This is a genomic window from Microbacterium sp. cx-55, assembly GCF_021117345.1.
Lineage (GTDB): Bacteria > Actinomycetota > Actinomycetes > Actinomycetales > Microbacteriaceae > Microbacterium.
On the sequence record NZ_CP088261.1, the window covers coordinates 1,562,266 to 1,579,314 of the forward strand.

Below are 17,049 nucleotides of genomic sequence, written 5' to 3' on the forward strand. Positions count from 1 at the left end.
CGCGAACGTCGGGGCTCTGCCCTACGATCGCACGCAGGGAGCGGGGGAGACCCGCTCGGGGGGAGCGCACACCGTGACCATGCCGACGACCACCACGACAGACCGCCATCCTGCCGACCTGCACGACGTGATCCGCGTGCAGGGCGCGCGCGAGAACAACCTCCGTGACATCGACGTCGAGATCCCCAAGCGGCGACTGACGGTGTTCACCGGGGTCTCCGGATCGGGCAAGAGCTCGCTCGTCTTCGGCACGATCGCCGCCGAATCGCAGCGCATGATCAACGAGACGTACAGTGCGTTCGTGCAGGGTTTCATGCCGTCGCTCGGACGCCCCGACGTCGACGTCCTCGAGGGTCTGACGACGGCGATCATCGTCGACCAGGAGCGGATGGGCGCGAACGTGCGTTCCACCGTCGGCACCGCGACCGACGCGAACGCGATGCTGCGCATCCTGTTCAGCCGACTGGGTGAACCGAGTCTGGGGTCGCCGCAGGCCTACTCCTTCAACGTCGCGTCGGCACACGGTGCGGGGGCGGTGACCGTGGAGCGGGGAGGTGAGAGCAAAGCGGTCCGCGCGTCCTTCCGCGTGCTCGGCGGGATGTGTCCGCGCTGCGAGGGGATGGGTCACGTCACCGACATCGATCTCGCTCAGATCTTCGACGAGAGTAAATCCCTGGTCGAAGGGGCGATCACCGTTCCCGGATATACGGCGGACGGGTGGATGGTGCGCATCTTCTCCGAATCGGGCTTTCTTCCGCCGAAGAAGCCCATCCGTGATTTCACGGCTGCCGAACGGAAAGACTTTCTCTATAAGGAACCGACGAAGGTCAAGCTCGCCGGTGTGAATATGACGTACGAGGGACTCGTGCCCAAGGTGCAGAAGTCGTTCCTCTCGAAAGATCGGGAGGCGATGCAGCCTCACATCCGCGCTTTCGTCGACCGGGCCGTGGCGTTCGCCGTCTGCCCGGACTGCGCGGGCACGCGGTTGAACGAGGGTGCCCGGTCGTCGAAGATCGGGGGCGTCAGTATCGCCGATGCCTGCGCCATGCAGATCAGCGATCTGGCCGTCTGGGTGCGGGGGCTCGACGCGCCATCCGCCGGTCCGCTCCTCGAGAAGCTCAGTCAGACACTGGACTCGTTCGTTCAGATCGGCCTCGGATACCTGTCGCTCGATCGCCCGGCAGGTACCCTGTCGGGCGGCGAGGCGCAGCGGACCAAAATGATCCGGCACCTCGGGTCCTCGCTCACCGACGTCACCTACGTCTTCGATGAGCCGACCGTCGGCCTGCATCCGCACGACATCGAGCGGATGAACGCGCTGCTGCTCCAGTTGCGCGACAAGGGCAACACCGTGCTCGTCGTCGAGCACAAACCCGAGACCATCGCGATCGCCGACCGGGTCGTCGACATCGGGCCGGGTGCCGGAACGGCCGGCGGCACGATTTGCTTCGAGGGAACGGTCGACGAGTTGCGGGGGAGTGGCACACTCACCGGTCGGCACCTCGAAGATCGCACGGCACTCAAGGAGCGAGTGCGCGAGCCGCGTGGCGTTCTCGAGATCCGTGGCGCGACGGCGAACAACCTCCGGAACGTCGACGTCGACGTTCCGCTGGGTGTGCTCGCGGTCATCACGGGTGTCGCGGGCTCGGGGAAGAGCTCGCTCATCCACGGCTCCGTTCCCGCATCCGCGGACGTGGTGTCGATCGATCAGGGCGCCATCAAGGGGTCACGTCGCAGCAATCCCGCAACGTACACGGGGTTGCTTGAGCCGATCCGGAAAGCGTTCGCGAAGGTCAACGGCGTGAAGCCCGCGCTGTTCAGCGCGAACTCCGAAGGCGCATGCCCCGCCTGCAACGGCGCGGGTGTGATCTACTCCGACCTCGGCATCATGGCGGGCGTCGCCACTGTGTGCGACGTGTGCGAGGGGCGCCGGTTCGACGCATCGGTCCTCGAATACCGGCTGGACGGGCGCGATATCAGCGAGGTGCTGGCGATGCCCGTCTCCGAAGCGGTGGAGTTCTTCGCGGAGGGGGAGTCCCACATCCCGGCGGCCCACGCGATCCTGACGCGGCTCGACGATGTCGGGCTCGGTTATCTCACCATCGGGCAGCCGCTCACGACCCTATCGGGCGGGGAACGCCAGCGGTTGAAGCTGGCGACGCGCATGGGAGATGCGGGGGGCATCTACGTTCTCGACGAGCCGACGACAGGTCTGCACCTGGCGGACGTCGAACAGCTTCTCCGGCTCCTGGATCGCTTGGTCGACTCCGGAAAATCTGTGATCGTCATCGAACACCACCAGGCCGTTATGGCCCACGCGGATTGGATCATCGACGTCGGGCCGGGCGCCGGCCACGACGGTGGGCGGATCGTGTTCGAGGGGACGCCGGCGCAACTCGTCGCGGATGCGACGACGCTGACCGGTCAGCACCTCGCGGCGTACGTCGGTCGATGACCGAGGTGCGCGTCTACTGCGTCGAGTACGAGCTCGAGGACGACGGGGAGGTGCTGACGGTGGGAGACCGCATCCGCCGCGTCGTCGTTCCTTACGGCACGGGGGAGTACTTCGGCACCGAGCTCGATCGGACTCCGTGGATGTTCGATCGCGCGGGTTTCGCAGCACCCGGCTTGGGGGGCCGCGTGCTCGAGGGCGTCGTCACGAGGATTGACGCGATCTACGTGCAGCGGCCCGTCGGGCAGCATGTGGTGCGGGGGAGTGCGCAGCTGGAGCCGCTGCCGTCGACGGATGACTGGCGTCGGCCCGAGCTTCGGACTCTCACTCCGTCCATCCCTCCGGGTTTCACGGGCACGTACTTCTGGGCGACCTATGAAGACCCCCGCATCGGCGATGAAGACTTCAGCGGCTGGGTCATCACCGTGGATACCGATCTGCCGCTGGGTGCCACGGAGGCGGAGAGCTCTGAGTGAACGAGATCTGTCGGCAAGAGTGCTGCGGTTGCGGGCCGGACGGCGTCTCAGCATGCGTTTGCATACACTTGGCGGCGATCCGGCCGCGACGTTATGTCACATCGGGCCGAGTCGCAGCGTTGCGGCGTCCGATGGCGAGCCACGTGATCGGGCCGATGATCGGGACGAGAACGGTCAGCAGCGTCCAACCGAGCGTCTGCCCACCGGTGAGTCGTGTTGCGTGCCGTGCCAGTGACACCAGCGCGGCGAGCATCAGCGTCAGCAGCGCGGCGGTCACCAGCGCCCACGCGATGTCGTTGCCATCCGGCAACAGTGGATTCACGGAGACGCTCATGCGGACACTGTACGAGCTGCGGCGGGCGCTCCCCAGAGTGAGATAGCCCGGATCGCTTATTGCCGATAATGTACATTATGTCAGATCGTCGCGAAGGTTAGCCGCGCCTCGACGCCGGGAGCCGGGACGAGCACCAGCGCAGGCGTATGCGCATGGCGCGCGGATGGCGCAATCCCGCAGGTGCCGGGCTCCTCGCCGACGAGGATGGGCAGCGTGAACGCGGGGACGCCCTTCGGGGGCGGGGCGATGCCGTCACTCTGATCGATCCGGTACCAGACCTGCAGGGACCCGTCCTTCTCCGCGACCGTGTACGCGCCGTCGAAGAACGGGTGGTAGCCGTCGTCTCCGGAGGTGTCTGCGACGGCTGTGACGTAGATGCCATCCGTTCGGTATACGACTCCGCCTCCCGCGAGCAGAAATGACTTCTCCGCGACCACGTAGCCCGTCTCGCGCCCCGCACTTACGAGAGGCACGACGGTCACTGACGACGTCACCCAGAGGAAGCCGCCCGCGAGGACGGCCGCCGAAAGCGCTGTAGTTCGTACGGGGACGAGAAGTAAGAGCCACCACCGACGCGCCGGGATTGCGCACAACGCCGCGGCGAGTGCGCTGAAGCCGACCAGCACGGCAAGCGTCAGGAGCCGATGCGAGTCGAACGTGTCGATGAGAATGGAGACCTTGCCATCGGAGGACTCGCCCACCCGCACCACGAAAACGGTGATCGCGATCGACGCGGCCAGTGCGATGGCAGCGACCATAACCAGGGCGCGACGGACCCGCATGTCCCGAGGACGCGTGGAGTGCGGGCAAGCACGGAGCACGACGTCAGCCTATGAGCGTTCACGGCGCATCCTGTGTTGTCCGCGGTGGATTCAGGGCGATGACCCGTGATCAGCCCGTGGGTCTGTTCTGCCGAATAAGCAACCAGACGAAGTACGCCCCGCCGACGACGACGGTCATGACTCCCACCGGGAGTTGGGTCGGGGCGAACGCGCGCTGGGCGGCGATGTCCGAACACAACAGGATGATCGCACCGGTGAGGCCGGCGGGAATCAGCGCAATCGTCGCGCTGCCGCGCAGTCTCGCGGCGATCTGCGGTGCCACGAGTGCAACGAATGCGACGGGACCGACGGCGGCGGTCGCGATCGCCACGAGAAGGATTCCGCACAGTAGAGCTCTCAGGCGGACGGCCTCGACGCGGACCCCGAGGGCCTGCGCGAGGTCGTCGCCGAGTTCGAGTTGGCGGAGCGCCGGCGCCTGCGCGAGCAGCGCCGGACACACCACGGCGAGGAGACCGAGTACGGGCCAGAGTTGGTCGTACCCGACCCCGTTCAGGGAGCCGCTCCCCCACGCCGCGGCCTGCATCGCATCGTCGAGATCGGCGCGGGTCGACAGCCAGCTGTTGACCGACGCGAGTGTCGCCGAAACGCCGATACCGATGATGATCAGCCGGAACCCCTGGATGCCGCCGCGGTACGCGAGCGCGTAGACCAGCAGTGCGGTCACCACACCGCCCGCCACCGCACCGATCGCGGTCAGCAAATACCCGCCGCCGAAGATCAGGATGACGACGAGCCCGCCCGTGTACGCCCCCGTCGTGAACCCGATGATGTCGGGGCTGCCGAGAGGATTTCGGGTCAGTGACTGGAACACCGCTCCGCTCATTCCCAGGGCTGCTCCGATGACGATCGCCAGCAGCGCCCTCGGCAAGCGCCACTCCCCGACGACCAGACGCGCCTGCGGCGAACCGCCTCCGCCCAAGGTGGCCAACACATCGACGGGCGAGAGGACGTAATCGCCCACGCTGAGCGCCACGAGAAAGAACACGCCGGTCACCGCGGCCAGCAGTACGCAGAGCGCCAGGGTTCTGACGTCGACCCGCGCCGACAACGCGGGCAGCGCTCCCTTCCCCGCCGTGCGGATGACGAGCGGCGCACGACGCGTTCCGTTCCCGCGCATCACAGCCCGGTGATCTTCCTGCGGCGCGCGAGCAGCACGAGCACCGGAGCGCCGATGAACGCCGTGATGATGCCGACCTGCAGTTCTTGCGGCGGCACGATGACCCGCCCCACGACATCCGCGATGAGCAGCAGAATCGGTGCGCACACCGCGGTGTAGGCGATGATCCACCGCTGGTCGGGCCCGACGAACCAGCGGACGACATGCGGGACCATGAGCCCGAGGAACGCGATCGGGCCGGCCGCGGCCGTAGCGGCCCCGGCCAGGAGCGTCACAGCGACGATCACCAGAACCCGCGTGCGAACGACACTCGCACCCAAGGACCGGGCCAGGTCCTCGCCGAGAGCCACGGCGTTCAGCGGCGCGGCGACGAGCGCGGCGATGACGAGCCCGATCGCGATGAACGGAAGGACGGCCCAGAGCACGTGCTCGTCACGCGACGTGAGGCTGCCTGCTCCCCAGAACCGCATCCCGTCGAAGACGGATGGGTTCAGAAGCGAGATCATGCTCGACATTCCGCTGAGCATCGCCCCCAGTGCGACCCCGATCAAGGTCAGGCGAATGGGCGTCGCGCCCGCGGGGCCGCGGGAGCCGATGGCGAAGACGAGCATCGTCGCCGCGGCGGCGCCCGCGAAGGAGAACCAGACATATCCCTGGATGTTGCCTACCCCGAACCAGCCGATCCCGACGGTGACGAGGAATCCCGCACCCGCGTTCACCCCGAGAATGCCGGTATCCGCGAGCGGGTTGCGGGTCAGCGCCTGGATGAGCGCTCCCGCGACGCCCAGCGCCGCGCCGACGGCGGCGCCGATGAAGGCGCGCGGGAGACGCAGGCCGACCACGATCTCGTACACCTCTCCGGATCCGCGGCCCTGCGCGGCGTCGATGAGAGTTCGCACGACCTCGCCCGGCGGGATGTAGCGCGCACCGACCGCGAGACTCCCGACGACGGTCACGGCGAGCACTCCGGCGAGCACGATCAGCAGGCTCGACCGCGCCCCTGCCCCCCGCACTCTCGTGGGGGCAGGGGCGCGAGGGAGGCGCCCGACGGCCGACGTCGACGGGGCGATTGTCAGCTCGCCGACTCGGGGATGAGAACGGTCTGTTCGACCGAATGCAGCCAGTCGAGCGCGGTGCCGTAGTCGGTCACACTCGACCAGACGCCGTACACGCTGCCCGACTGGGCGGCGGGGAGCGCGGTGAACAGCGGCGTCTGCACCGTGCCCGCCAGCGATGCAGACAACTCCCCTGCGGGGTTCGCGCCGGTGACGATGATCTCCGCCTCGCCCAGCACGGACGTGGTCAACTCGGGTGAGATGTACATCCAGCCTTTGTCGCCGTCCTCTTCGGCGGGGATGCTGGGTGTGGTCGCCGCGCCGAGGTCGTCGAAGAACAGGGCGCCGACGGCGCCGCCCGGGTAGAGCACCGAGAACCCGCCCTCGACGTCGCCGTCGCCGATCGCCGCCCAGGGGCGAGCCAGCACGTCGGCGTACTCGTCCTGCACCCGCGCCAGCTCGTCCTCGTAGAGGGCTTCGGCGGCGGAGAACTCGTCGGCGTGGCCGACGACATCCGCCACGCTCGCTCCGATGGCCCGCCAGTCGCCGCGGTACTCGCCCTCGAAGATGGCGGTGGGCGCGATCTGCGAGAGCTTTTCGTACGTCGCCTCGTCGATCTCCAGGACGTCGCCGACGATGAGGTCGGGTTCGGCGGCGAGAACCGCTTCGATGTTCAGATCGAAGAAGGCGCCGACGGTGTCCGCGCTGGCGATGAGATCCTGCTGTGCGGCCGTGAACGAGTCCGCGTACGCCGAGTAGTCCTGCATCGCCACCGGGGTGACTCCGACCGCAGCGAGCTGCCAGGGCGTGTCGTACGACACCGCGACGACGCGAAGCGGTTCGACGGGCACGGTGACGTCGCCGTAGGCGGTGTCGACGGTACGAGTCTCGGATGCTGCGGCCGATGCATCGGGCGCCGTGTCGGCGGGCGTGCAGGCCGTCAGGCCGACGAGCGTGAACGCGAGAGCGATGGGCAGGGCGATACGGGCGCCGACGGAAGCGGTGCGGGGCATGAACGATCTCATTTCAGCGAAGATTAGGTAAGCCTTACCTACTCCACGATCGTAACCGTGTCCCCATTGCGCTAGTTGGACAATGTGTACCTTTTTCTTGACAGCCGCCTCGTACGGTGAGTCAGTCCCGATCCTGCTCCACGTGTCCGCTCGCGCCCGCGGTCCAGTAGCCCACGGCGCGGTGGCGGTCCCGGCTGAGCCCCCACGCCATACGCACGTGCGACCGCACGCGCCGCGCCGCCGCCGCCTCGCACGCGATCCAGGCGTACCCGGGCCCATCCGGCACATCGCTCTCCGCCACCGCGGCGGGCAACGCGCTGGTGCGTCCGCCGGATCCGATGATCCACGTCCACTCGACGTTTCCGCGTGTGGGGATCTCCTGTCGGTCCTGCTCCCCCGGGACTTCGACGATGGCGCGGGCGCGGGCTCCGGCGGGGAGTTCCTCCACGATGCGCGCGAGTCCCGGCAACCCGGTCGCGTCGGCGACGAGCAACTGCCACTGACTGTCCGCCGGCGGCGCGTAGTACGACCGAGACGGTCCGCCGTGGAAGACGCCGACGATGTCGCCGGCCTCGGCGTTCTCGGCCCAGCCGGACGCGACTCCGCCCTCGTGGACGACGAAGTCGATGTCGAGTTCCTGTCCGTCGTCGTGCACCGCACGCACGGTGTAATGGCGCCACGGCGGTTCGTCGTCGGTCGGGGCGTGCCCGTACTCGCGGTCGTTGAAGAATGCGACGTCCGCATCCCGCTCTCCTGGCCGGGGAAACGCGAGGTCGATGCGCTCATCGCCACCGCCGTCGGTGTGCCAGCGCCAGTCTCCGACGGCACGCAACCGCACGCGGATGGCGGAGGGGGTCAGTCGTGTCGTGCGGACGACCGCCGCGGGCTCGCAGAATGCCATGGTCAGCTCTCCTGGGTGGGGGTGTCGTCGCGACGGCCGGAGGTCGCTGCGCCGAAGGAACGGAAGTAGGCGGCAGGCGTGTGGCCCGTGGCCTGTCGGAAGAGTTGGATGAAGGTGCTCGAGTTGGTGTACCCGACGTTCCGCGCGACCGTGATCACGGACTGGCCCGCGGCGATGTCGATCAGGGCGCGCCGCATCCGCACGTTGATGCGCCACTGCGTCAGGCTCGAACCGGTTTCGCGCTCGAACCCGCGGTTCACGGTGCGTCCGCTCACCCCGATCGTCCGGCCCCACTCGTCACTCGTGCCGCTGTCGGCGGGGTTCTGGGCGATCTTCTCCGCGATCGCCCTCAGCTCGGCGCTCCGGGGCATGTGCACGTCGAGCGTGGCGGAGCGGACGGGCGCGAGCAGGTCGACGACCAGTTGTTGGATCCGCATCCGCACGTCGGTCGTCAGCTCGGCGTTCTTGTTGGCGAGAAGCAGTTCCCGCAGCACCGGTGTGACGCCGATCCCGGTGGCGATCTGCCACGGGACGGTGACGCGATCGGCCGAGAAGTACGTGACGTAGAACGATGTTCCGGGTTCGGCCGTGACGTGGTGGGTGGTTCCGGCGGGGATCCAGATCCCCAGTCCGAGCGGGGTGACCCACAGCCGTCCGTCTGCTTCGACGGTCAGCACGCCGCTATCGGAGAAGATCAGCTCGTGTTCATCGTGCACCCCGTCGGTCCACTTCTCGTGGCTGGTGCTGACGATCGACTGCGTCGTCAGGAGCCACGGTTCGTGGGTCAGGGCATGCGTCACGTCATCCGGCGCTGATGACGGGTCTGCGTCGGATGGTGCATCCGCCGCCGCTGCGTGTCCAGAATCAAGCATCGGGCTCGAGTGTAACGCGATCCGTCTACTCGTCGTGGGTGACGACGCTTGCGCGCTGTCGTGAACGTGCGCGTCGTGAACGTCCGCGTCGGGAACGTGCGCGTCGGGAACGTGCGCGTCGCGCCCCGCGCTGCGCGTCAGCGGCGGATCAGGCCCGCAGCGATCTGCGTCGTTCGAGCGCCGCCGTGAGGTACGGCCCGGTCGGGCTCGACGGGTGCGCCGCGACGGACTCGGGCGTGCCTTCGGCCACCACGGTGCCGCCGGCCGCTCCCGCGCCGGGACCCATGTCGATGACCCAGTCGGCCTCCGCGACGATGCGCATGTCGTGCTCGACGATGATGACCGTGTTGCCGCCGTCGACGAGGTGCTGGAGGTGGGTGATCAAGCGGTCGGCATCGGCGGGATGCAGCCCGGAGGTCGGTTCATCCAGAAGGTAGAGCGTGTCGCCACGGGTGGCACGACGCAGCTCGGACGCGAGCTTCACGCGCTGCGCCTCACCACCGGACAGCTCGGTCGCCGGCTGACCGAGCGACACGTACCCGAGGCCCACGTCGAGGAGCGCATCGAGGTGGCGGCACACGTCGGGGTCGTCCGCGAAGACCTCGCGCGCACGAGTGACGCTCAGCGACAGGACGTCGGCGATCGTGTGCCCCGCCAGCTCGATCTCGAGCGTCTCCGGGTTGTACCGTGAACCGCCGCACGTCGCGCACGGTGCCTGCACGGTGGGCAGGAAGAGCAGCTCGACCTCCATCGTCCCCTCCCCCTTGCACGTGGGGCAGCGACCACTCGGCAGATTGAATGAGAAGCGACTTGCGTTGTAGCGGCGTCGGCGCGCTTCCGGCGTTGCGGCGAACAACAATCGCACTCGATCGAACAGGCCGGTGTAGGTCGCGACATTCGACCGGGGCGTGCGGCCGATGGGCTTCTGGCTGACCTGAACAACGCGGCGGAGTCGATCCGCCGGTCCGGTCGCCCGTCCGGAGGTGACAATCGGTGCGGCACCGAGCAACGGATCGTCGGCGGATGCTGTCTCGGTCTCGCCCGCGGCACTCTCGCCCACGTCGCTGGCCAGACTCTCGCGGAGGAGGTCGGGAAGCGCCTGGCTCACCAGGCTCGACTTGCCGGACCCCGAGACTCCGGTGACCGCCGTCAGCGCACCGAGGGGGAACGTGACCGACAGCTCGCTCAGGTTGTTCCGGCTCACGTTCTCGAGCGCCAGGCGCGCGTCACCCGACCGGCGGGGCCGGCGCTCAGTCCGCGGGGTGTCCGCATCCGCGAAGAGATAACGGCGGGTGACGGACTGCTCGACGCCGCGCAGGCCCTCCAGCGGACCGGAGTACAGCACCGAGCCGCCGGCCGCGCCGGCGCCCGGACCGATGTCGACGATCCAGTCCGCGTGACGGACGACGTCGACCGAATGCTCGACGAAGAAGACCGTGTTGCCGGTGTCCTTCAGCGTGCCGAGGATTCGCAGCAGCGCCTCGGTGTCGGCCGGATGCAGCCCCGCGGACGGCTCGTCCAAGACGAAGACCACGCCGAACAATCGCGAAACGACCTGGGTCGCGAGGCGCATGCGCTGGAGCTCCCCCGATGACAACGTGATCGTCGTCCGGTCGAGGGAGAGATATCCGAGCCCGAGGTCGATGAGCGGGGTCACGCGTACGAGGAGCTCGGAGATGAGACGCTGCGCCGCCAGACGCTGCTCGGGGGCCAGCGCCTCACCGCGAGCGACGGACGCGCTCGGGATCCAGTCCGGCTCTTGCACGCGACGCATCAGCGCCGCCAGATCGTCGAGCGTCATCGACGACACCTGCGTGATGTCACTGCCCTCGAAGGTGACCGCGAGAGCGTCGGGCTTCAGCCGAGTGCCGTGGCAGGTCGGGCACTCGACGCTCACCATGAACGAGGCCGCGCGTTCCCGCATCCGGGCGCTCTTCGAGTTCGCGAACGTGTCCAGCACGTAGCGTCTTACGCCCAGGAACGTGCTCATGTAGCGCGGTTCGAGCCCGGCGGCGACCGCCCGTCGTACCTCTGCCGGAGGGCGATCGGTGAAGACCGGCACCTGCGGAGAATCATCCGTGTAGAGCAGCCATTCGCGCTGATCGGGCGCGATATCCCGCCAGGGGATGTCGAGGTCGTAGCCGAGTGAGATCAGACTGTCGCGGAGCTGCTTGCCGTGCCACGCGGTCGGCCATGCCGCGAGCGCGCCGTCGTTGATCGACAGCCCTTCGTCGGGAACCATGAGCTCTTCGGGCACGTCGTACACGCGACCGAGACCGTGGCAGGTGGGGCAGGCGCCCTGCACCGTGTTCGTGGAGAAGTCCTCTGCCAGCAGCATGGGCGCGCCATCCGGGTACGTACCGACGCGGGAGAACAGCATCCGTACGACGTTCGCGATGGTGGTGGCGCTGCCGACCGTCGATCGTGCCGTGCCGCCCGAGCGCTGTTGCGGGAGGGCGACCGCGGGCGGGAGGCCGTCGATCGCATCGACGTCGGGCGCACCGACCTGCTCGATCAGACGCCTTGCGTAGGGTGCGACCGATTCGAAGTAGCGGCGTTGGGACTCGGCGTACAGCGTGCCGAACGCGAGCGAGCTCTTTCCGGAACCGGAAACGCCCGTGAAGGCAACGAGCGCATCGCGCGGGATGTCGACCGCGACATCCCGGAGATTATGCTCCCGCGCCCCACGGACGCGGACACCGCTCTCGTGAGCGGGCGTCACACCGTGTCGTCGGTCGAACGCGTGGTGCGGCGCGTGACGCGCTCACCGGCGGTCGGGTCGACGGCCGTGCGGGTCACGGTGTCGGTCTGGCGGCGACGCGCGAGCAGCACGATGCCGATGACGAAGACGACCGCACCGGCGCCCATCAGGATGTAGCCGATCAGGTCGAGGTTCACACCCGGGACATCGACGTTGATGGCGAAGGCGAGAATTGCTCCGATGACGAATAGGGCGATGCCCCCACCGATACTCACAGTGGCCTCCTGATAGCTGGCGAACGGTACGACGCCATCATGGCGGACGGGTCAGACACGCTCCCGGGGCTTGACAGCGCGCTCAGGCGACGGGGCTCACGGGCGTCCACTGCCCGAACTTCGGCAGCCGTCCGTCGCCCGAGGACCGACCCGTCAGACGCCGACGCACCCACGGGCCGACGTGAGTGCGGTAGTACGCGGCTCCGCGGAGCCGCACCGAGCGGTCCTCCTCGGTCAGCGACCACCAGTCGTGCGGCGGAGTGTGGCCGAGAGAGGTCAACACCCGCGCCGCGACGCGGTGGTGTCCACGAGAGTTCATGTGCAAGCGGTCTTCCGACCAGTAGTCCGGCCGCGAAAGCTCGTCGTCGGGCCAGTTCAACGCGCGGAACACGTCGTCGCGGCCAGCGATCCGGTCGACGACCGCCACCGAGAGCTCGTCGCCGCGGCGCTGCACGAGGCGGCCCATCGGCAGGTGGGCCGACGGATTCGCGCCCGACAACAGGATCACCCGGACGCCTTCCGCGTCGCACCGCTCGAGCACACGCGTGAACGCGTCGGCGACGTGAGCGATCGTCGTGCGCGGCCGGAGCATGTCGTTGCCCCCGCCGTTGAACGACAGGTGGGTCGGGCGCAGCGCGAGTGCGGGCTCGAGCTGCTCCTCGACGATCGGCCAGACGAGCTTCCCGCGGATGGCGAGGTTCGCGTATGAGATCGGCTCACCCACCGCATCCGCCCATCCCTGGGCGACGATGTCTGCCCAGCCGCGAACGGTCCCGTCGGGCAGCTCGTCGCCGACGCCCTCGGTGAATGAATCGCCGATCGCGACGTAGCGGATAGAGGGTGCAGGCACCGGCTCAGCTTAGGGCCGGCGACTGCTCATCGAGCGCGCGGCCACGACGGTCGGCGAGACCGAAGGTCGCAGCCCCCGCGATCACGAAGAACGCGGCGAACACCACGAACAGGAGCGGTGCGCCGCCGAGCGCGAGCAGCGGCGGCACCGACAGCGGGGCGAGGATGGAGGCGATTCGTCCGATGCCGGCCGCCCACCCGCTGCCGGTCGCCCGCAGCGGTGTGGGGTAGGTCTCGGGAGTCACGGCGTACAGCGCACCCCATGCCCCGAGATTGAAGAAGGACAGCGACATTCCGGTGACGATGACCATGACCTCCCCGCTCGATACCCCGAACAGCACGGCGGAGACGGCGGACCCCGCGAGGAACACGACAAGAGTGATCCGCCGACCCCACCGCTCGATCGCCCACGCGGCGACGAGGTAGCCGGGGAGCTGGGCGAGCGTGATCAGCAGCGTGAAGCCGAACGACCGCACCAGGTCGTAGCCCTGCGAGACAAGGATCGTGGGAATCCAGATGAACGCGCCGTAGTACGAGAAGTTCACGCAGAACCAGACGATCCAGAGGCTCGCGGTGCGGCGACCGAGACCGGGCGCCCACAGAGCCGCGAGTCGATCGCGGGCGGATGCGGCCGGCGCCACGGGCGCCACGACCAGCGGCGGCGATGTGCTCAGGTGACCCGCGGACCGCTCCAGAGCGGTCACGATGTCGTCGGCTTCGGTGTACCGGCCGCGGGACGCGAGCCAGCGCGGCGACTCCGGCAGGCCCCAGCGCACGATGAGCGCATAAACCGCCGGCACTGCCCCGAGCGCGAACGCCCACCGCCAGCCATCAGCGGACGCGGGAATCACGAAGTAGCCGATGAGGGCGGCCGCCGTCCAACCGATCGCCCAGAAGGCCTCGAGCAGCACGACGAGTCGGCCCCGCATCCGCGCCGGTGCGAACTCGCTCACATAGGTGGAGGCAACGGGAAGCTCGGCGCCGAGGCCGAGACCGACGATGAATCTCAGCACCAGCAGCGCGGCGAGCCCGCCGACCAGTGCGCTGGCACCTGTGGCGATCCCGTAGACGAGAAGGGTCACAGCGAAGACCTGCCGTCGACCGAACCGGTCGGCGAGGAGACCCCCGACGCTCGCTCCCACGGCCATCCCCACGAACCCGATCGACGCGATCAGGCTCGTCTCCGCCGGCACGAGGTCCCACTGCTGGGCGAGCACGGCGATCACGAACGAGATGATGCCGACGTCCATGGCATCGAGCGCCCAGCCGAGACCCGACCCGGTCAGCACCTTCAGATGCTTGCGGGTGAAGGGAAGGTCGTCGAGTCGTTCGCCGAGCGGCAGCACGGAAGGAGCAGTCATCGCGGATCCTCGATCGATCAGTCGTCGGCGAGCATGTCGCGCACAAGCGGGACGACCTTCGACCCGTACAGCTCGATGGAGTGCAGCATCCGCTCGTGCGACAACGTGCCGTTCGAGAACTTGAGGTCGAAGCGGTCGAGTTTCAGCGTGCGGACGGTCTCGGCGATCTTCCGCGCGACGGTCTCCGGCGACCCGGCGTACATGGCGCCGCCCGGACCGACATCGTGCTGGAACTGCAGCCGGCTGTACGGCGGCCATCCGCGGTCGCGGCCGATGGCGTTGCGGTTGACCTCCATCGCCGGATACGCCTCATCCCAGGCCTGCTGGTCGGTGTCCGCGATGTGCCCGGGCGAGTGCACGCCCACCGGCAGACGATCACGGCCGGCACCGTCCAGAGTGCGGTGGAAGAGATCGACGTACGGGCGGAAACTGGAGGCGGGTCCGCCGATGATGGCGAGCATGAGGCCGAACCCGTAGCGCGCCGTGCGGAGCACGGATTCGGGCGACCCGCCCACGCCGACCCACGCGCGGATGCCGTTCTCGGTCTTCGGGAAGATATCGGCGTTTGTGAGGCCGGCACGGGTGGTTCCCGACCACGTCACCGGCTTCTCGTTCATCAGCCGACTGAACAGATCGAGCCGCTCCTCGAAGAGCACTTCGTAGTCCTGCAGGTCGAAGCCGAACAGCGGGAAGGACTCGATGAACGACCCGCGCCCGAGGATCACCTCGGCCCGCCCGTTCGAGATGGCGTCGAGCGTCGCGAACCGCTCGTACAGTCGCACCGGGTCATCCGAGGACAACACGGTGACCGCCGTGCCCAGGTGGATGTTACGGGTGCGGGCCGCGGCCGCCGACAGCACAATCTCGGGGCCCGACACCGCGAACTCCCGACGGTGGTGCTCCCCCACGCCGAAGAACGACAACCCCACCTCGTCGGCGAGGACCGCCTGGTCGACGACGTTCCGGATGGTCTGCGCGTCGGTGAGCAGCGCGCCGCTCTCATCGGCGGTGACATCTCCGAACGTGTCGAGCCCGAACTCCACTGCAGCGCTCATGCCGCCCTCACTTTCGATTCACGTGCATGTAACGGGCGTGGCGCACGCGCTATTCCGCGTCGGCGGGTCGAATCAGGACTGCAGCGCCGACCGCAGGGTGTCCAGGCCCACACCGCCGACATCGAGAGCGCGCTTGTGGAAGTCCTTGATTGAGAACGCGTCGCCCTGCGCCGCACGGGTGTCGTCTCGGATCTGCTCCCAGATGCGCTGACCGACCTTGTACGACGGCGCCTGTCCCGGCCAGCCGAGGTAGCGGTTGACCTCGAACTGGATGAACTCGTCGGACATGTTGACGTTGCGGCGCATGAAGTCCAAGGCGTACTCGTGGTCCCACACGCCCGTGCCGTCCAGGCGCGGCTTCTTCAGGTGCACGCCGATATCGAGGACGACGCGGGCCGCCCGCATCCGCTGGCCATCCAGCATGCCCAGCCGATCGGCGGGGTCATCGAGATAGCCGAGCTGTTCCATCAGTCGTTCCGCGTAGAGCGCCCAGCCCTCCGCGTGACCCGACGTGCCGGCGAGCAATCGGCGCCACGAGTTCAGCTGCCCGCGGTTGTACACGGCCTGCGCGATCTGCAGGTGGTGACCGGGAACGCCCTCGTGATAGACCGTCGTGAGTTCCCGCCAGGTGTCGAACGACGTGACCCCCTCGGGAACCGACCACCACATGCGTCCCGGGCGGGAGAAGTCGTCGGTCGGGCCGGTGTAATAGATGCCGCCCTCCTGCGTGGGCGCGATCATGCACTCGAGTCGGCGAATCGGCTCGGGGATGTCGAAGTGCGTGCGGCCGAGCTCGGCGACGGCCCGGTCGCTGGTCGCCTGCATCCACTCGCGAAGCGCGTCCGTGCCGTGCAGCTTGCGCGAATCGTCGGACTCGAGGTACGCCACGGCCTCCTCGACCGAAGCCCCCGGAAGGATCTCGTGAGCGATCGACTCCTGCTCGGCGACCATGCGCGCGAGTTCTTCGACCCCCCACTCGTACGTCTCGTCGAGGTCGATCGTCGCCCCGAGGAAACGGCGGGAGTGCAGTGCGTAGAGCTCGCGACCGACCGCATCCTCTTCGGAGGCGACCGGGGCGAGCTCCGTGATGAGGAACTGGGCCAGCGTGTCGTACGCCACGCGTGCGGCTCCCGACTGGTCGGCGAGCTCCCGTGCGAGCGAGGCAGGCAGGTGACCTTCGGCGGGGTCCGCGTCCGCCACGAACACCGCGAAGAAGCCGTTGTCGGCGGTGTACCGGTCGATCTGCGTCGCCACCTCGGACACCTGGCGGCGTGCCGGCGTCACGCCTGCAGCGATGCCGGCACGCAGGGTCTCGATGTATCCCTCGATCGCTGCCGGAACGCCGCCGAGGCGCTGGGCGATGACGGCCCAGTCCTCCACCGTGTCGGTCGGCATGAGGTCGAACGCCGAGCGGATGTCTTGGGCGGGCGAGGCGATCACGTTCAGATCACGCAGCGACGCGTTCGCCGCGTGGAGCTCGAGATCCAGTCGCAGTTCGCGGCCCAGGTCTTCTTTCGTGACCGCGTCGATCGCGTCGACCGGGATGGCGCGGTCGAGGCGCTCGAGTGCCGCGCGTGCTGCCTCGGCGTACCGCTCCGCACCGGTGGGCGAGTAGTCGCCGAACCGTCCGTTGTGCTCGAATCGGCCGATGTAGGTCGCGACCGTCGGGGCGAGTTCTGCCACGGTGTCGACCCACTCTTCGGCGATCTCATCGATCGAGGTGGGGATGCGCGATGGTTCCGTCAT

15 protein-coding genes are annotated in these 17,049 nt (G+C 68.3%); 2 read left to right on the forward strand and 13 right to left on the reverse strand.

The features are described 5' to 3' along the window. Nucleotides 1-79: 79 nt before the first annotated feature. Both LQ938_RS07325 and LQ938_RS07330 read left to right on the forward strand, forming a co-directional pair. Nucleotides 80-2,455: an ATP-binding cassette domain-containing protein gene (locus tag LQ938_RS07325; RefSeq protein ID WP_223721629.1), complete on the forward strand. Its 2,376-nt coding sequence runs from the start codon at nucleotides 80-82 to the stop codon at nucleotides 2,453-2,455. Next, on the forward strand, nucleotides 2,452-2,928 hold the full coding sequence (locus LQ938_RS07330) for a hypothetical protein (protein ID WP_223721267.1): 477 nt from the start codon (nucleotides 2,452-2,454) through the stop codon (nucleotides 2,926-2,928). The genes LQ938_RS07325 and LQ938_RS07330 overlap by 4 nt, the downstream gene beginning before the upstream one ends. Before the next feature lie 91 nt (nucleotides 2,929-3,019). Here the strand turns inward: LQ938_RS07330 and LQ938_RS07335 are convergent, their stop codons facing one another. The 13 genes from LQ938_RS07335 to LQ938_RS07395 form a co-directional block, all read right to left on the reverse strand. Continuing rightward, a complete protein-coding gene (locus LQ938_RS07335) occupies nucleotides 3,020-3,262 on the reverse strand; it encodes a PLDc N-terminal domain-containing protein (protein ID WP_223721266.1) in 243 nt (80 codons plus the stop codon). A gap of 80 nt (nucleotides 3,263-3,342) precedes the next feature. Then, nucleotides 3,343-4,020 (reverse strand): hypothetical protein, encoded by a 678-nt coding sequence (locus tag LQ938_RS07340; RefSeq protein WP_223721265.1) that lies wholly within the window; start codon nucleotides 4,018-4,020, stop codon nucleotides 3,343-3,345. 133 nt (nucleotides 4,021-4,153) lie between these two features. After that, nucleotides 4,154-5,221 (reverse strand): FecCD family ABC transporter permease, encoded by a 1,068-nt coding sequence (locus tag LQ938_RS07345; protein ID WP_223721264.1) that lies wholly within the window; start codon nucleotides 5,219-5,221, stop codon nucleotides 4,154-4,156. After that, nucleotides 5,221-6,201 carry an iron chelate uptake ABC transporter family permease subunit gene (locus tag LQ938_RS07350; RefSeq protein WP_442922922.1) on the reverse strand — a complete coding sequence of 327 codons (981 nt, stop codon included), beginning with the start codon at nucleotides 6,199-6,201 and terminating at the stop codon, nucleotides 5,221-5,223. The genes LQ938_RS07345 and LQ938_RS07350 overlap by 1 nt, the downstream gene beginning before the upstream one ends. A gap of 92 nt (nucleotides 6,202-6,293) precedes the next feature. Continuing rightward, complete coding sequence (locus LQ938_RS07355) at nucleotides 6,294-7,289, reverse strand: ABC transporter substrate-binding protein (RefSeq protein WP_223721262.1); 996 nt, start codon at nucleotides 7,287-7,289, stop codon at nucleotides 6,294-6,296. Nucleotides 7,290-7,410: 121 nt separating this feature from the next. Next, nucleotides 7,411-8,190 (reverse strand): siderophore-interacting protein, encoded by a 780-nt coding sequence (locus LQ938_RS07360; protein WP_223721261.1) that lies wholly within the window; start codon nucleotides 8,188-8,190, stop codon nucleotides 7,411-7,413. 2 nt (nucleotides 8,191-8,192) lie between these two features. Next, nucleotides 8,193-9,062, reverse strand: a complete 870-nt coding sequence (locus LQ938_RS07365) for a helix-turn-helix transcriptional regulator (protein WP_223721260.1) — start codon at nucleotides 9,060-9,062, stop codon at nucleotides 8,193-8,195. A gap of 148 nt (nucleotides 9,063-9,210) precedes the next feature. Continuing rightward, complete coding sequence (locus LQ938_RS07370) at nucleotides 9,211-11,784, reverse strand: excinuclease ABC subunit UvrA (RefSeq protein WP_223721259.1); 2,574 nt, start codon at nucleotides 11,782-11,784, stop codon at nucleotides 9,211-9,213. Next, nucleotides 11,781-12,038: a DUF6458 family protein gene (locus tag LQ938_RS07375; RefSeq protein ID WP_223721258.1), complete on the reverse strand. Its 258-nt coding sequence runs from the start codon at nucleotides 12,036-12,038 to the stop codon at nucleotides 11,781-11,783. Before LQ938_RS07375 ends, LQ938_RS07370 begins: the two co-directional genes overlap by 4 nt. 82 nt (nucleotides 12,039-12,120) lie before the next feature. Continuing rightward, nucleotides 12,121-12,888 carry an SGNH/GDSL hydrolase family protein gene (locus LQ938_RS07380; RefSeq protein ID WP_223721257.1) on the reverse strand — a complete coding sequence of 256 codons (768 nt, stop codon included), beginning with the start codon at nucleotides 12,886-12,888 and terminating at the stop codon, nucleotides 12,121-12,123. Between the two features lie 4 nt (nucleotides 12,889-12,892). Continuing rightward, nucleotides 12,893-14,248: an MFS transporter gene (locus LQ938_RS07385; RefSeq protein WP_223721256.1), complete on the reverse strand. Its 1,356-nt coding sequence runs from the start codon at nucleotides 14,246-14,248 to the stop codon at nucleotides 12,893-12,895. A 17-nt stretch (nucleotides 14,249-14,265) separates the two neighbouring features. Further along, nucleotides 14,266-15,303, reverse strand: a complete 1,038-nt coding sequence (locus tag LQ938_RS07390) for an LLM class flavin-dependent oxidoreductase (protein ID WP_223721255.1) — start codon at nucleotides 15,301-15,303, stop codon at nucleotides 14,266-14,268. 72 nt (nucleotides 15,304-15,375) lie between these two features. Continuing rightward, on the reverse strand, nucleotides 15,376-17,049 hold the full coding sequence (locus LQ938_RS07395) for a DUF885 domain-containing protein (RefSeq protein ID WP_223721254.1): 1,674 nt from the start codon (nucleotides 17,047-17,049) through the stop codon (nucleotides 15,376-15,378).

Bases quoted from the DNA above. Each gene is read 5' to 3' on its own strand.
- LQ938_RS07325 (WP_223721629.1), top strand. From the start codon at position 80: ATGCCGACGACCACCACGACAGACCGCCATCCTGCCGACCTGCACGAC.
- LQ938_RS07330 (WP_223721267.1), top strand. From the start codon at position 2,452: ATGACCGAGGTGCGCGTCTACTGCGTCGAGTACGAGCTCGAGGACGAC.
- LQ938_RS07335 (WP_223721266.1), bottom strand. From the start codon at position 3,262: ATGAGCGTCTCCGTGAATCCACTGTTGCCGGATGGCAACGACATCGCG.
- LQ938_RS07340 (WP_223721265.1), bottom strand. From the start codon at position 4,020: ATGGTCGCTGCCATCGCACTGGCCGCGTCGATCGCGATCACCGTTTTC.
- LQ938_RS07345 (WP_223721264.1), bottom strand. From the start codon at position 5,221: ATGCGCGGGAACGGAACGCGTCGTGCGCCGCTCGTCATCCGCACGGCG.
- LQ938_RS07355 (WP_223721262.1), bottom strand. From the start codon at position 7,289: ATGCCCCGCACCGCTTCCGTCGGCGCCCGTATCGCCCTGCCCATCGCT.
- LQ938_RS07360 (WP_223721261.1), bottom strand. From the start codon at position 8,190: ATGGCATTCTGCGAGCCCGCGGCGGTCGTCCGCACGACACGACTGACC.
- LQ938_RS07365 (WP_223721260.1), bottom strand. From the start codon at position 9,062: ATGCTTGATTCTGGACACGCAGCGGCGGCGGATGCACCATCCGACGCA.
- LQ938_RS07385 (WP_223721256.1), bottom strand. From the start codon at position 14,248: ATGACTGCTCCTTCCGTGCTGCCGCTCGGCGAACGACTCGACGACCTT.
- LQ938_RS07390 (WP_223721255.1), bottom strand. From the start codon at position 15,303: ATGAGCGCTGCAGTGGAGTTCGGGCTCGACACGTTCGGAGATGTCACC.
- LQ938_RS07395 (WP_223721254.1), bottom strand. From the start codon at position 17,049: ATGACGGAACCATCGCGCATCCCCACCTCGATCGATGAGATCGCCGAA.